This is a genomic window from Rhodococcus sp. NPDC056960, assembly GCF_042674125.1.
Classification (GTDB): Bacteria; Actinomycetota; Actinomycetes; order Mycobacteriales; family Mycobacteriaceae; genus Rhodococcus_F.
The window spans coordinates 208,591-222,029 of the sequence record NZ_JBHURF010000011.1 but is presented as its reverse complement, the minus strand read 5'-3'; the positions used below and the strand labels follow the sequence as shown (position 1 = coordinate 222,029).

13 protein-coding genes are annotated in these 13,439 nt (G+C 66.6%); 5 read left to right on the top strand and 8 right to left on the bottom strand.

What is annotated here, in order from left to right:
* Positions 1–259 precede the first annotated feature (259 nt).
* Positions 260–610: a WhiB family transcriptional regulator gene (locus tag ACFTWF_RS19530; RefSeq protein ID WP_378462825.1), complete on the top strand. Its 351-nt coding sequence runs from the start codon at positions 260–262 to the stop codon at positions 608–610.
* Position 611: 1 nt separating this feature from the next.
* Here ACFTWF_RS19530 and ACFTWF_RS19525 read toward each other — a convergent pair whose 3' ends face one another.
* Positions 612–1,511 carry a LysR family transcriptional regulator gene (locus tag ACFTWF_RS19525; protein WP_378462824.1) on the bottom strand — a complete coding sequence of 300 codons (900 nt, stop codon included), beginning with the start codon at positions 1,509–1,511 and terminating at the stop codon, positions 612–614.
* 116 nt (positions 1,512–1,627) lie between these two features.
* Here ACFTWF_RS19525 and ACFTWF_RS19520 point away from each other — a divergent pair, with 116 nt between their 5' ends.
* Complete coding sequence (locus ACFTWF_RS19520) at positions 1,628–3,118, top strand: CoA-acylating methylmalonate-semialdehyde dehydrogenase (RefSeq protein ID WP_378462823.1); 1,491 nt, start codon at positions 1,628–1,630, stop codon at positions 3,116–3,118.
* A gap of 12 nt (positions 3,119–3,130) precedes the next feature.
* On the top strand, positions 3,131–4,291 hold the full coding sequence (locus ACFTWF_RS19515; RefSeq protein ID WP_378462822.1) for an iron-containing alcohol dehydrogenase: 1,161 nt from the start codon (positions 3,131–3,133) through the stop codon (positions 4,289–4,291).
* Here the strand turns inward: ACFTWF_RS19515 and ACFTWF_RS19510 are convergent.
* The 3 genes from ACFTWF_RS19510 to ACFTWF_RS19500 all read right to left on the bottom strand — a co-directional run bounded on the left by ACFTWF_RS19510 (position 4,288) and on the right by ACFTWF_RS19500 (position 6,988).
* Positions 4,288–5,109 carry a PhzF family phenazine biosynthesis protein gene (locus ACFTWF_RS19510; protein ID WP_378462821.1) on the bottom strand — a complete coding sequence of 274 codons (822 nt, stop codon included), beginning with the start codon at positions 5,107–5,109 and terminating at the stop codon, positions 4,288–4,290. The genes ACFTWF_RS19515 and ACFTWF_RS19510 overlap by 4 nt on opposite strands.
* Before the next feature lie 73 nt (positions 5,110–5,182).
* A complete protein-coding gene (locus ACFTWF_RS19505) occupies positions 5,183–5,677 on the bottom strand; it encodes a DUF3830 family protein (RefSeq protein ID WP_087559473.1) in 495 nt (164 codons plus the stop codon).
* A gap of 69 nt (positions 5,678–5,746) precedes the next feature.
* Complete coding sequence (locus ACFTWF_RS19500; protein ID WP_378462820.1) at positions 5,747–6,988, bottom strand: aspartate aminotransferase family protein; 1,242 nt, start codon at positions 6,986–6,988, stop codon at positions 5,747–5,749.
* Between the two features lie 115 nt (positions 6,989–7,103).
* On the opposite strand from ACFTWF_RS19500, the gene ACFTWF_RS19495 reads away from it, so the two are divergent.
* On the top strand, positions 7,104–8,552 hold the full coding sequence (locus ACFTWF_RS19495) for an NAD-dependent succinate-semialdehyde dehydrogenase (protein WP_378462819.1): 1,449 nt from the start codon (positions 7,104–7,106) through the stop codon (positions 8,550–8,552).
* Positions 8,553–8,555: 3 nt separating this feature from the next.
* Here the strand turns inward: ACFTWF_RS19495 and hsaB are convergent, their stop codons facing one another.
* From hsaB to hsaA, 4 genes are read right to left on the bottom strand one after another with little or no spacing between them, the layout of a single operon-like run.
* On the bottom strand, positions 8,556–9,143 hold the full coding sequence (gene hsaB, locus ACFTWF_RS19490) for a 3-hydroxy-9,10-secoandrosta-1,3,5(10)-triene-9,17-dione monooxygenase reductase subunit (RefSeq protein ID WP_378462818.1): 588 nt from the start codon (positions 9,141–9,143) through the stop codon (positions 8,556–8,558).
* A complete protein-coding gene (hsaC, locus tag ACFTWF_RS19485; RefSeq protein ID WP_378462817.1) occupies positions 9,140–10,042 on the bottom strand; it encodes an iron-dependent extradiol dioxygenase HsaC in 903 nt (300 codons plus the stop codon). The genes hsaB and hsaC overlap by 4 nt, the downstream gene beginning before the upstream one ends.
* Positions 10,042–10,920: a 4,5:9,10-diseco-3-hydroxy-5,9,17-trioxoandrosta-1(10),2-diene-4-oate hydrolase gene (gene hsaD, locus ACFTWF_RS19480; RefSeq protein WP_378462816.1), complete on the bottom strand. Its 879-nt coding sequence runs from the start codon at positions 10,918–10,920 to the stop codon at positions 10,042–10,044. Before hsaD ends, hsaC begins: the two co-directional genes overlap by 1 nt.
* An 8-nt stretch (positions 10,921–10,928) precedes the next feature.
* On the bottom strand, positions 10,929–12,104 hold the full coding sequence (hsaA, locus tag ACFTWF_RS19475; RefSeq protein WP_378462815.1) for a 3-hydroxy-9,10-secoandrosta-1,3,5(10)-triene-9,17-dione monooxygenase oxygenase subunit: 1,176 nt from the start codon (positions 12,102–12,104) through the stop codon (positions 10,929–10,931).
* A 190-nt stretch (positions 12,105–12,294) separates the two neighbouring features.
* On the opposite strand from hsaA, the gene ACFTWF_RS19470 reads away from it, so the two are divergent.
* Complete coding sequence (locus tag ACFTWF_RS19470) at positions 12,295–13,437, top strand: Rieske 2Fe-2S domain-containing protein (protein WP_378462814.1); 1,143 nt, start codon at positions 12,295–12,297, stop codon at positions 13,435–13,437.
* Positions 13,438–13,439: the final 2 nt, after the last annotated feature.

Here is a 13,439-nt window from a genome sequence, read left to right as displayed (position 1 = left end):
TCACCATTTCGGCAGCCGCTCGTCGACTAGGGGCGAGAAGCGGCCCAACTGCTGCTCGACATCATCGGTGGCGGCGCGGGTCGGGAGATCACGCTGCCCATAGAACTCGTTGTCCCTGACACCTCCGGGCCAGCGCCGACAGGCGTTCGCCGCCCCGTGCAATCCGCTCAGTTCCTGATCTGCTCTCACACATTGGACACCGGGCTGCGGGTTCAAGTGACCACCCACCTTGTCTACTTCCAGAACGTGAGGAGTAACAATGCTGACCGCAGAATCCGTCCCGCGGCCCGCACGCATACCATCGGCGGCGGGCGACTGGCGACAAACAGCCGCATGCCGCGGGCTCGAATCGACCGTCTTCTTCTCCCCCGACAGAGAACGGGGTCAGGACCGCGAGAAGCGAGAGAAGAAGGCACAGCAGATTTGCCACAACTGCCCGGTGTTGAGGTCGTGCCGTGACCACGCTCTGGCAACAAGAGAGCCCTACGGTATCTGGGGAGGGATGACCGAAAATGAGCGACGCCGGCACGCCCGCCGAATCCGGCGTGAGCACTGCACGAGCTCGAACGTCGCACTATCACCTGTGGCCTGCGCGTTGTCCGATCGCTGAGTCACCCTGCCGCACCCCGTAGTTCGGGATTGCCGTCGACGATGGAGTAGAGCGCCTCGGTGATCGCCTTGACCCGGGCGAGGCGTGTCAGTTCCCGCGGTACCACCAGCCAGTAGGTGCGGTGCGCGATGAAGTCGTCGCGCAGAACCGGCACGAGATCCTCGTCCAGCGCCCCGATGTAGCTCGGCAGCGGCGCGATCGCGACTCCGTGTTTCACGGCCTGGTAGTGGCCTGCGATGTTGTTGGTCTGGATCTGCGCCCGGAAGTCCGGCAGCAGCCGGTCGAGGATCCGCAGTGGTTCGACGTCCAGGAACGCGTCGACGTACCAGATGAGCGTGTGCGTGCGCAGGTCGTCGATCGAGGCGATGGCGTCATGCGTGTCGAGGTAGTGCCGCGAGGCGTAGAGCCGCAGGTCGTAGTCCGCGAGTTTGCGGACCACGACAGACCGCGGCGACGGACGTTCGAGCGTCACCGCGATGTCGAAGTCCCGGCCCGTCAACACGTCGTGCGTGGTGGACGTGACGAGTTCGGTGAACAGGTCCGGATGCTCGGTGCGGACCGCTGCCAGTCCCGGCACCAACACGAACGCCCCGAACCCGTCGGGGGTGAGTATCCGGACGGTCCCGGTGAGGGCGCCGGGAGCCGCGGACGACGTCACGTCGAGGGCGGCGAGCAGCGTCGATTCGACCGATTCCGCATACGGGATCAGGCGGCGGCCTGCCTCGGTGAGCTGCCACCCGGACGCGCCGCGGTCGAAGAGCCGCGTCCCGGTGTCCTTCTCGAGGCGGGTGATTCGGCGCGACACGGTGGTCTGGTCGACGTCGAGACGCTTCGCGGCATCCGCGAGACGACCCGTCCGCGACAGTTCGAGCAGATAGCGCATGTTGTCGGCGGTGAACAACGGCCCACACCTCCCCGGCATTTTTGCAGTTTGCAATGCCAGATTACTCGTTGACGCAGGCATTGTTGCCAGACCAGACTCGGAGACACCCCCGAACTTCCAGGAGCGAAACCCTCATGGCCGTCATCTCCCATTGGCTCAACAACAAGTCCTACCCCGGAACGCGCGTCGATACCGCCCCGGTGACGAACCCGGCAACCGGCGAGGTCACCGGTCAGGTTGCCTTGGCGAGCGTGGAGGACGCCCGCGCAGTGATCGACGCCGCGGCCGCGGCGTTCCCCGCCTGGCGCGACACCTCCCTCGCCAAGCGCACCCAAATCATCTTCAAGTTCCGGGAACTGCTCAACGAACGCAAGGGCGAGTTGGCGGAGATCATCACCTCCGAGCACGGCAAGGTCGTCTCCGACGCACTCGGTGAAGTGAGCCGCGGCCAGGAGGTCGTCGAATTCGCCTGCGGTATCGCGCAGCTGCTCAAGGGCGGCATGACCGAGAACGCGTCCACCAATGTGGACGTGCACTCGATCCGCCAACCCGTCGGCCCGGTCGGGATCATCTCCCCGTTCAACTTCCCCGCCATGGTCCCGATGTGGTTCTTCCCCGTCGCCATCGCCGCCGGCAACACCGTCGTCCTCAAGCCCTCCGAGAAGGACCCCACCGCCGCCATCTGGATGGCCGAACTCTGGGCCGAGGCCGGACTCCCCGCCGGAGTGTTCAACGTCCTCCAAGGCGACAAGACCGCCGTCGACGAACTGCTCACCCACCCCTCCATCAAGGCCATCTCCTTCGTCGGATCCACCCCGATCGCGCAGTACGTGTACGCCACCGGCACCGCCCACGGCAAACGCGTCCAAGCCCTGGGCGGGGCGAAGAACCACGCCATCGTCCTCCCGGACGCCGACCTGGACCTGGCCGCCGACGCCATGGTCAACGCCGGCTTCGGCTCCGCCGGCGAACGCTGCATGGCCATCAGTGCCCTCGTCGCGGTCGGCGACATCGCCGACGAACTGGTTGCGAAGATCAAGGACCGCACCGACACCCTGAAGATCGGCGACGGCACCAAGGACTCCGACATGGGTCCGCTGGTGACCAAGGTGCACCGCGACAAGGTCGCCTCCTACATCGACGCCGGCGAAGCCGCCGGTGCCACGATCGTCGTCGACGGCCGGCAGGTACAGCCCAATGGCGGGGCGGATGGGTTCTGGCTCGGCCCGACCCTGATCGACCACGTCACCACCGACATGAGTGTGTACACCGACGAAATCTTCGGACCCGTCCTCTCCGTGATCCGGGTGGACTCGTACGACGAAGCCCTGGAGTTGGTGAACTCCAGCGAATTCGGCAACGGCACCGCCATCTTCACCAACGACGGCGGCGCGGCGCGACGGTTCCAGAACGAGGTGGAGGTCGGGATGGTCGGCATCAACGTCCCGATCCCCGTCCCGATGGCCTACTACTCCTTCGGTGGGTGGAAGAACTCGCTGTTCGGTGACAGCCACGCCCACGGCACCGAGGGCGTGCACTTCTTCACCCGCGGCAAGGTCGTCACCACCCGCTGGCTCGACCCCAGCCACGGCGGCCTCAACCTCGGATTCCCCCAGAACAACTAAGGACCTCTTCCCATGACCGCACACCTCTCACTTCCCCGTTTCGCCCGGATCGGGGCGGGAGCAGTCGACGAGATCGGCTCGGTTGTCGACCAATTGGGTCTGCAGAGGCCGATTCTCGTCACCGACTCCTACCTGACCGGCACCGGCGCGGCCGACCGGATCATGACCCTCCTCCGGTCGGCAGGCAAGGAGCCGGCCCTGTTCTCCGGCACCGTGCCCGACCCCACCACCGATTCTCTCGAAGAAGGGCTGCGGATCGTCGCCGAGCACCGGGCGGATTCGGTGATCGGGTTCGGCGGCGGCAGTCCGATGGACACCGCGAAGGCACTGGCCGTGCTGTCCGCGAACGGCGGCGAGATGCGGTCGTACAAGGCACCCCACGTGTACACCGGGAAGGCGCTGCCGATCATCGCGATCCCGACCACCGCCGGAAGCGGCTCCGAGGCGACGCAATTCACGGTCATCAGCGACAGCGCGTCCGACGAGAAGATGCTGTGCCCGGGGCTGTCGTTTCTGCCGATCGCCTCGATCGTGGACTTCGAACTCACGATGTCGATGCCGCCGCGGCTCACCGCCGACACCGGAATCGATGCGCTCACCCACGCCATCGAGGCGTACGTCAGCCGGAAGGCGCAGCCGTTCACCGACGGACTCGCCCTCGCCGCGATCCGCACCATCGGCAAGCACATCGGCACGGCCTACGCGGACGGTGAAGACCGCACCGCGCGGGAAGCGATGATGGTCGCGTCCTTCCAGGCCGGCATGGCGTTCTCCAACTCGAGCGTGGCGCTGGTACACGGGATGAGCAGGCCGATCGGGGCGCATTTCCATGTGGCACACGGACTGTCGAATGCCATGCTGCTTCCCGCGATCACGGCGTTCTCCGTGCAGGGAGCGGAGAGCCGCTACGCCGACTGCGCGCGGGCGTTCGGCGCGGCACCGGAATCGGCCGGCGATTCTGTCGCCGCGCAGTTCCTCGTCGAGACCCTCGGCACGCTGTGCCACGACCTGAAGGTTCCGACGCCGCTGGCCTACGGCATCGACCGCGACGCCTGGGACGGTCTCATCCCGCTGATGGCGGAGCAGGCGCTGGCGTCCGGATCACCCGGCAACAATCCGGTCGTGCCCACCGCCGGCCAGATCGAGACGCTGTATTCGGAGGTGTTCAGCTAGAACTCGACGGTGCCCCGAAGGTACCGCCGGTATGCCCCGGACAGGTGGACGCGGTCACCGCGCACCTCGCAGTGCACCGTTCCGCCGCGCGCCGACAGTTGGCGTCCGACAAGGCTGTTTCGGCCCAGGACGTCGGCCCAGTACGGCGCGATCTGCGAGTGCGCGGACCCCGTCACCGGATCTTCCCGAATCCCGGCCGCGGCGCCGAACCATCGCGACACGAAGTCGACGCCGTCCGACTCCGACGCCGCGGTGACGACGATGCCGCGCACGTCGAGCGGGCTGATCACGGCGAAGTCGGGGGTCATCGACGCGATGTCGGCTTCGGATTCCGCGACGAACACGAGGTCGGTGCCCTTCAGGCACTCCCGGACCGGGATGCGGAGCGCCGCGACGACCCGGGGATCGGCCGCGGTCGGCACCGGCGGCTCGGCCGGAAAATCCATCACCAGCGTCGCGTCCGGACCCCGGTCGACGTGCAGCCACCCGCTGCGCGTCCAGAACTGGATGCGGTCGGCGTCCGGGTGCACGTCCTCGAAGATCTGAGCGGCCGCGGCGAGGGTCGCGTGGCCGCACAGGTCCACCTCGACCGCGGGCGTGAACCACCGCAGGTGATAGGCCGGGTGTTCGCGGTCGTGGGACGGGATGTCGTCGGGTAGCCGGGCGGTGTAGAACGCCGTCTCGGACAGATTGTTCTCTTCGGCGAGTTGCTGGAGAACCGAATCGTCCAGCCAGTCGGTCAGCGGCATGATCGCCGCCGGGTTGCCCTCGAAGGGTCCGGCGGCGAATGCGTCGATCTGATGGATGTCGAGCTTCATACCGTCCGATGATGGTGGACGGCCCCCGCGCTCGTCGAGGGCCATCCTGCACACGCTGGACCGGTCGCGCCGGTCAGGCCCGCGCGAAGCTCATCGTCTCCCCCTCGACCCCGCGCATCCACAGGTCGTTGCAGGCGGCCGCCAGTTCCGGCAGCCCCTCCTCGATGGCGGCGAACACGTTGCCCGGCACCCAGCCGACGTCGCCGTTGAGCAGCAGGTTGTTGCGGCCGTAGAAGATCGCGAGGTCGGTGGCGCCCTGCGCGGCGTGCGCCTCGGAGCCGGGCTCGTACCCGTAGGCGGAGTTTCCGATCTCCCAGGGCTCGAAGTCGAACAGGCAGACGTCGCCGGGAATCGGTGTGACGGTGGGGTTTTCCCGTCGCGGTGCCGCCGTGATCCGCGGGATGAGGGTGTACACCTCGTTGCGCGCGTACTTGGCGTGGTACGCATCGCCGCTCTGCGGAAGTACGTTCCACACTGCATCGCACGTGAGCGGTGCGTCCTCGTCGAGAAGCCGGGCACGGCACGTCACGCCGCGCTTGTCCAGGGTGATGGTGATGTAGCGAGCCATGTATGCCTCCTTCGGAGCCTGTGAGTACTTGTTAACCGCCCGCGGTTAACAAGTACTCACAGGTGCGGGTCACACTTCGTCGAGCACCTCGGACCAGACGGTCAGGGCGTCCTCGATCTGTTCCGACGTGACGATGAGCGGTGGAATCATCCGTACCACGTTCATGTGGGCACCGCAGGTCAACAGCAGCAGCCCCTTCTTCGCGGCCAGTTGCTGCGCCGCAGCCGCTTTCGCGCGGTCCGCGGTGCCGTCGGCGGCGGTGAATTCGCTGCCCACCAGCAGTCCGAGGCCGCGGACGTCGCCGATCCCGTCGATGGCTTTCCGGCGGGCGCCCTCGAGCAACTGGATGCCGCGTGCGGCGGCGTTGGCCACCAGGTCTTCCTTCTCGATCACCTCGAGCGTCGCGACCGCGGCCGCGCAGGAGACGGCATTGCCGCCGTACGTCCCGCCCTGCGACCCCGGCCAGCCCTTGGCCATGAGTTCCTCGGACGCCGCGATGCCCGACAGCGGGAAGCCGCTGGCCAGGCCCTTGGCGATGGTGATGATGTCGGGCCGGACGTCGAAGTGCTGGTGGCCGAAGAACTTGCCGGTGCGTCCGAACCCGGTCTGGATCTCATCGATGACGAGCAGGATGCCGTACTTGTCGGCGCGCTCGCGGAGTCCCTGGAAGAACGTGGTGTTGCCGGGCACGTACCCACCCTCGCCGAGAACCGGTTCGACCACGAATGCCGCCGTCTCGTTCGGCGCGGTGAGCGTCGCGAAGATGTAGTCGAGTTCCTTGAGCGCGAACGCGGTCGCCTCCTCCTCGGACCAGCCGTAGCGGTAGGCGTTGGGGAACGGGGCCACGTGCACGCCGCCCATGAGCGGGCTGAAGCCGGCCGAGAACCGGGTGCCGGACGTGGTCATCGTCGCCGTCGCGACCGTGCGTCCGTGGAAACCGCCGTGGAAGACGATGACGTTGGGGCGGCCGGTCGCCTGCCGCGACAGTCGGAGCGACGCCTCGACGGCCTCACTCCCCGAGTTCGCGAAGAACAGCGAGTCGAGGCCCTCCGGCAGCACCGACCCCAGACGGTCGACCAGTTCGAGCATCGGCTGGTGCATGACCGTCGTGTACTGGCCGTGGATGAGGGAGCCGACCTGTCTGCGCGCGGCCTCCACGACGTGGGGATGGCAGTGGCCGGTGCTGGTGACGCCGATGCCCGCGGTGAAGTCGAGATAGCGCCGACCGTCGGTGCCGTAGAGGTAGCAGCCTTCACCGTGATCGACCGTCACGGGTGTGGCCTGTGCGAGCAGTGGAGATAACCGAGTCACGAGAACCCTCCCACGCGTAGATACCGCCGAATGTCGGAAATGTGCATTGTCAGATTGTCAACAATCTGTATAACATGGGCCACGTCATCACGGCAACGGCGAATCGGGAGTAATCATGCTCGAGGAAGCAGCAATCGGATCGGTCCGGACCGGCCTGTTCATCGGCGGCAAATGGCGCGACAGCGCCCGCACCATGCCGGTCCACGACCCGTCGACCGGACAGATCCTGTGCACGGTCGCGGACGCCGACGCGGCGGAGGCCCGCGAGGCGTTGGACGCGGCGGTCGCGGCGCAACCGTCGTGGGCGGCCACCACCCCCCGCGAACGCAGCGTCATCCTGATGAACGCGCACCGGTTACTGCTCGAGAACGTCGACCGTCTCGCGCTCGTCATGACGCTCGAAATGGGCAAGCCTCTCGCGGAGGCGCGCGGCGAGATCGCCTACGCCGCAGAGTTCTTCCGCTGGTTTTCCGAGGAGGCGGTCCGCATCGACGGCGGGTACACGACGGCGCCGGGCGGCGGGTCGCGGTTCCTCGTCACCAAACAGCCCGTCGGGCCGAGCCTGCTCATCACCCCGTGGAACTTCCCGATGGCGATGGGCACCCGCAAGATCGGGCCCGCGATCGCCGCCGGGTGCACGTCCGTCATCAAACCGGCAGCGCAGACGCCGCTGTCGATCCTGGCGCTCGCCGACATCCTCACCGAGGCCGGACTGCCGGACGGCGTCGTCAACGTCGTCACCACGTCCAGCCCGGACGAGGTCATCACTCCCCTGATTCTCGACGGCCGGGCCCGCAAGCTGTCGTTCACCGGCTCCACCAAGGTCGGGAAGCATCTGCTCGAACTGTGCGCCCGCACCGTCATGCGCACGTCCATGGAACTCGGCGGCAACGCACCGTTCCTCGTCTTCGACGACGCCAACCTCGACGACGCCGTCGACGGCGCGATGGCCGCGAAGATGCGCAACATCGGCCAGGCCTGCACCGCCGCAAACCGCATCCTCGTGCACAGTTCGGTCGCCGAAGAGTTCACGCGCAAACTCACGCAGCGGATGGAGGCCCTGCCCGTCGGGCGCGGCACCGAGGACGGCGTCGTGGTCGGACCGCTCATCGACGAGGCCGCCGTCGCGAAGGTGAGCAGTCTCGTCGCGGATGCCGTCGACCGCGGGGCGTCGGTGCTCACCGGCGGCGCGGCACTCGACCGCCCGGGCAACTTCTACCCGGCGACGGTCCTGACGGGTGTGCCCGACGACGCCGAGATGTGCCACAACGAAATCTTCGGTCCCGTGGCCGCGATCAGCACGTTCGAGACCGAGACCGAGGCCGTCGAGCGGGCCAACGACACCCCGTACGGGCTGGTGGCCTACGTGTACACCGAGAGCCTCAAGCGCGGCATCCGCGTATGCGAGGCACTGGAATCGGGCATGGTCGGACTCAACCAGGGTGTGGTGTCGAACCCGGCGGCGCCGTTCGGCGGGGTGAAGGAATCCGGGCTCGGACGCGAGGGCGGGGCCACCGGCATCGACGAATTCCTCGAGACGAAGTACATCGGTGTCGCCGTCTAGAACCTAGAGCCAGGTGTCCTCCGAGGACGTGGTGAGGAACGCCTCGAGGTCGTCGCGCCACGGCGCGGGCACCGTCTTGTCCGGTTCGATGCCGGTGTACTGGCCGCGGTAGAACAGCAGCGGACGCTCCTCCCTGATCTCGCTCAGGGAGGAGACCCGGCCGAACACCACCCAGTGATCGCCGCCGTCGTGCACGCTCTCGAGCGAGCAGTCGATGTGGGCGAGCGAACCGGTGAGGATCGGCGAGCCCAGCGGCGACTCCGTCCAGTCGATGCCGGCGAACTTGTCCGGGTCGCGGGAGCCGAAGCGCGCACACGTCGACTGCTGTTCCTCCGCAAGCACATTGACGCAGAACGCGCCACTCCGCTCGATCGCCGCCCACGACCGCGACGTCTTGGTCGGGCAGAACAGCACCAGCGGGGGTTCGAGCGACAGCGCGGCGAACGACTGACACGCGAACCCCACCGGTTCGCCGTCGTCGATGGTGGTGATGATGGTGACGCCGGTGCAGAACTGGCCGAGCACCGTCCGGAACCGTCGCGGATCGATCGCCTCGGCCGCGACGGCCCCGTCCCCGGTCACCCCACTCACGGCTGCATCCCCACGCTGAAGTCGTGACCCCACAGGCTGACCGCCGTGCTCTCCCGCGCAATCCAGCTGTCGTCCTCCACCTGACGTCCTTCGCAACCGAATTCGACGTCGAAACCGCCGGGCGTCTTCATGTAGAACGACAGCATCAGGTCGTTGACGTGGCGGCCGAGTGTGGCCGACATCTTGACCTTCTTGCGGAGCGCGCGGTCGAGGCACAGTCCGACGTCGTCGGAATTCTCGACCTCGATCATCAGGTGCACGATGCCGCTGGGCGTGGGCATCGGCAGGAACGCGAGGCTGTGGTGCCGCGGATTGCAGCCGAAGAACCGCAACCACGCCGGCTTGCCGTCCGCGGGCCGCCCGACCATCTGCGGCGGCAACCGCATCGAGTCGCGCAGACGGAAGCCGAGCACGTCGCGGTAGAAGTGCAGCGACGCCTCGTCGTCGGTGGTCGAGAGGACGACGTGCCCGAGGCCCTGCTCGCCGGTGACGAACTTGTGCCCGTACGGGCTGACCACGCGGCGGTGTTCGAGTGCGGCGCCGTGGAACGCCTCGAGCGTGTTGCCGGACGGGTCCTCGAACGTGATCAGTTCGTCGACCCGGCGGTCCTGCAATTGCTCCGCCGTGCCCTCCTTGAACGCGACACCCGCCGCCGACAGGTTGTCGCGCACCTCCTGCAACTCCGCGGCGTTGGCCGTCTCCCAGCCCGACACCGACAACCGGTCGTGTTCCCCGGGGACGATCACGAGGCGCGCCGGGAAGTCGTCCATCCGCAGATAGAGGGCGTCCGGGTCGGAGCCCTTGCCCTCGACCATGCCGAGCACCTTGAGACCGTATTCACGCCACGCGGCCATGTCGGTGGCCTCGATGCGCATGTACGCCAGCGAACGAATACTCATTACTTGCCCCCGTCCAGGAGGAAATCGGTTGCCAGACGGTTGAACTCGTCGAACTTCTCCAGCTGCGCCCAGTGTCCACACCCGCCGAAGACGTGCAACTGCGCCCGCGGGATCAGCTTGAGAGCGACGAGCGCCCCGTCGAGCGGGTTGACCCGGTCTTCGCGACCCCAGATCAGCAGCACCCGCTGGCGCAGCTTGTACGCGTCGCGCCACAACATGCCGAGCTCGAAGTCGGCCGACGAGAACGACTTTCCCATCGCCTTGGCGGCGGCGAGCGATTCGGGAGTGCTTGCGGCGGCGAAGCGTTCGTCGATCAGTTCGTCGGTGATCAGCTTCTGGTCGAACACCATGATGCGCAGGAACGCCTCGAGGTTCTCCCGGGTGGGCTGGTAGCCGAACTTGCCGAGGTTCTTGACGCCCTCGGTCGGGTCGGGCGCGAACAGGTTGACACTCAGCCCGCCCGGACCCATGAGCACCAGCCGGCCGGCGCGGTCCGGGTAGTCGAGCGCGAAACGCACGGCGGCACCGCCCCCGAGAGAGTTCCCCAGGAGATGGACGCGTCCGCTGACACCGAGGGTGTCGAGCAGATCCTTCAGCGCGGATGCACTGTGCACGAAGTACTGCGGATGCTCGGTCGGCTTGTCCGACAACCCGTATCCCGGCTGGTCGACGGCCAGCACGTGGAACTTGCCGGCGAGAACCGGAATGTTCCGCGCGAAGTTCGACCACGACGACGCACCCGGTCCGCCACCGTGCAGCAGCACGATCGTGGTGTCGTTGCCGACTCCGGCCTCGTGGTAATGCAACCTCAGGTCGGGCCGCACCTGGGCGAACTTCGAGGTGGACTCGAACGTGAGAGCTTCTTCGGTCGTCGTCACGTGTTCTCCTAGACCATCGTGTCCGTGATGGGCAGACCGAATTCGCCGGTGCCGTACATGACATAGGCGCGTTCCGGATCGTTGGCGGCGTGGACGCGTCCCGCGTGCGCGTCTCGCCAGAAGCGTTGCAGCGGAGTCCCGTTGGCCAGCGCGGTGGCCCCCGAGCTCTCGAACAGTTTGTCGATGGACGAAATGGCCCGGCCGGTGGCCCGCACCTGGTCGCGGCGGGCGCGCAGTCGCAGTTCGAACGGCACTTCCGCCCCGGCGACGAGCAGCGCGAATTCGTCGGCGACGTTGCCGGACAGCTGACGCCAGGCGGCGTCGATGTCGCTCGACGCCTCGGCGATGCGGACCTTGGCGAACGGGTCGTCCTTCGCCTTCTCGCCGGCGAACGCCGCGCGCACGCGCTTGCCCTGGTGCTCGACGTGCGCGTCGTAGGCGCCGTAGGCCATTCCGACGATCGGCGCAGAGATGGTAGTGGGATGGATTGTCCCCCAGGGCATCTTGTAGACGGGCGCGGAGTTGCGCTCGAGCCCGGGAGCGGTGAGGGTGCTCATCGCCTTGAAGCTGAGGACGCGATGCGTCGGGACGAACACGTCCTCGACCACCACGGTGTTGCTTCCGGTTCCGCGGAGCCCAACCACGTTCCACACGTCGTCGATCCGATAGTCCTCGCGGGGGATCAGGAAGCTCACGAAGTCGACGGGGCGGCCGTCCTTGATGACGGGACCGCCGAGGACCGCCCAGGTGGCATGGTCGCAGCCGGAGGACCACGCCCAGGCGCCGTTCACCGTGTATCCGCCCTCGACGACCTGACCGGCACCCATCGGCGCGTACGACGACGAGATGCGGACGTCGGTGTCGTTGCCCCACACGTCTTCCTGCGCCTGCTGTGAGAAGAGGGCGAGATGCCAGTTGTGGACACCGATGATCGACGAGACCCACCCCGTGGAACCGCAGGCGCTCGCGATCTTCCGCACCGCGGAGTAGAAAAGCACCGGATCGGCCTGGTAACCACCCCACTGTTCGGGCTGGAGCAACCGGAAGAATCCGGTCTCCTGCAGCGCCTTCATGGAATCGTCGGGGATGCGACGGAGATCCTCGGTCTCCTGCGCACGCTCTCGCAGCGTCGGCAGTAGTGCGTCGAGCCGCTGCATCACCTCGTGACTGTCATGGTCACCCACAGGACGCTCCTGTCTCCTTCGATGGTTCACTTGTCTTCTGAGACTAGAACACGTTCCCTTTTATGTCGAGATACCGGCAAAGCCGCTGTTTGACGGCCCAGGTCTGGAAGAAAGCCCTCAGAAATCTGGCGGATCTCGGCGAAGTTCTATAACGTGTTCTACTAACAGCATGAAGGGATGTGAGGGCACAATGGCGCAGATTCGCGAGATCGATGTGGGCACGGTCCAGACCCGCTTCGCGCGTGGTTGGCACTGCCTCGGTTTGACCAAGACGTTCAAGGACGGCAAACCGCATTCGATCGAGGCATTCGGCACCAAACTCGTCGTCTTCGCCGACAGCAAGGGCGAGCTGAAGGTTCTGGACGCGTACTGCCGTCACATGGGCGGGGATCTGTCGCAGGGCACCGTGAAGGGCGATTCCGTCGCCTGCCCGTTCCACGACTGGCGCTGGGGCGGCAACGGCAAGTGCACCAGCATCCCGTACGCGCGCCGGGTTCCCCCGATCGCCCGCACCCGCGCGTGGCTCACCCTCGAGCAGAACGGTCAGCTGTTCGTCTGGAACGACCCGGAGGGCAATCCCCCGCCGGAGAACGTGACCATCCCCCGCATCGAGGGCGCGTACAGCGACGAATGGACCGACTGGACCTGGAACTCGATGCTCATCGAGGGCTCCAACTGCCGCGAGATCATCGACAACGTCGTCGACATGGCGCATTTCTTCTACATCCACTACGCGTTCCCGACCTACTTCAAGAACGTCTTCGAAGGCCACATCGCCACGCAGTACCTCAACACGAAGGGCCGCCCCGACGTCGGGATGGCGACGCAGTACGGCATGGAATCGCTGCTGCGCTCCGAGGCCGCGTACTACGGCCCGTCCTACATGATCAATCCGCTGTGGAACAGCTACGGCGGGTACGAGGTCGAGAGCGTCCTGATCAACTGCCACTATCCGGTGACGAACAATTCGTTCATGCTCCAGTACGGCGTCACCGTCAAGAAGCCGACCGGCATCGACGACGTGACGGCCGACAAACTGGCCGCGAAGTTCACCGAGGGCATCGCCGAGGGCTTCCTGCAGGACGTCGAGATCTGGAAGAACAAGACCAAGATCGACAACCCCCTGCTCTGCGACGAGGACGGGCCGGTGTACCAGCTGCGACGCTGGTACGACCAGTTCTACGTCGACGTCGCCGACGTCACCGACAAGATGACGCAACGCTTCGAATTCGAGGTCGACACCACCAAGGCCAACGAGGCCTGGCAGCACGAAGTCGAGGAGAACCTGGCCCGTCAGAAGGCCGAACGCGAGAGTACGGAAGCGCAGGTCTGATG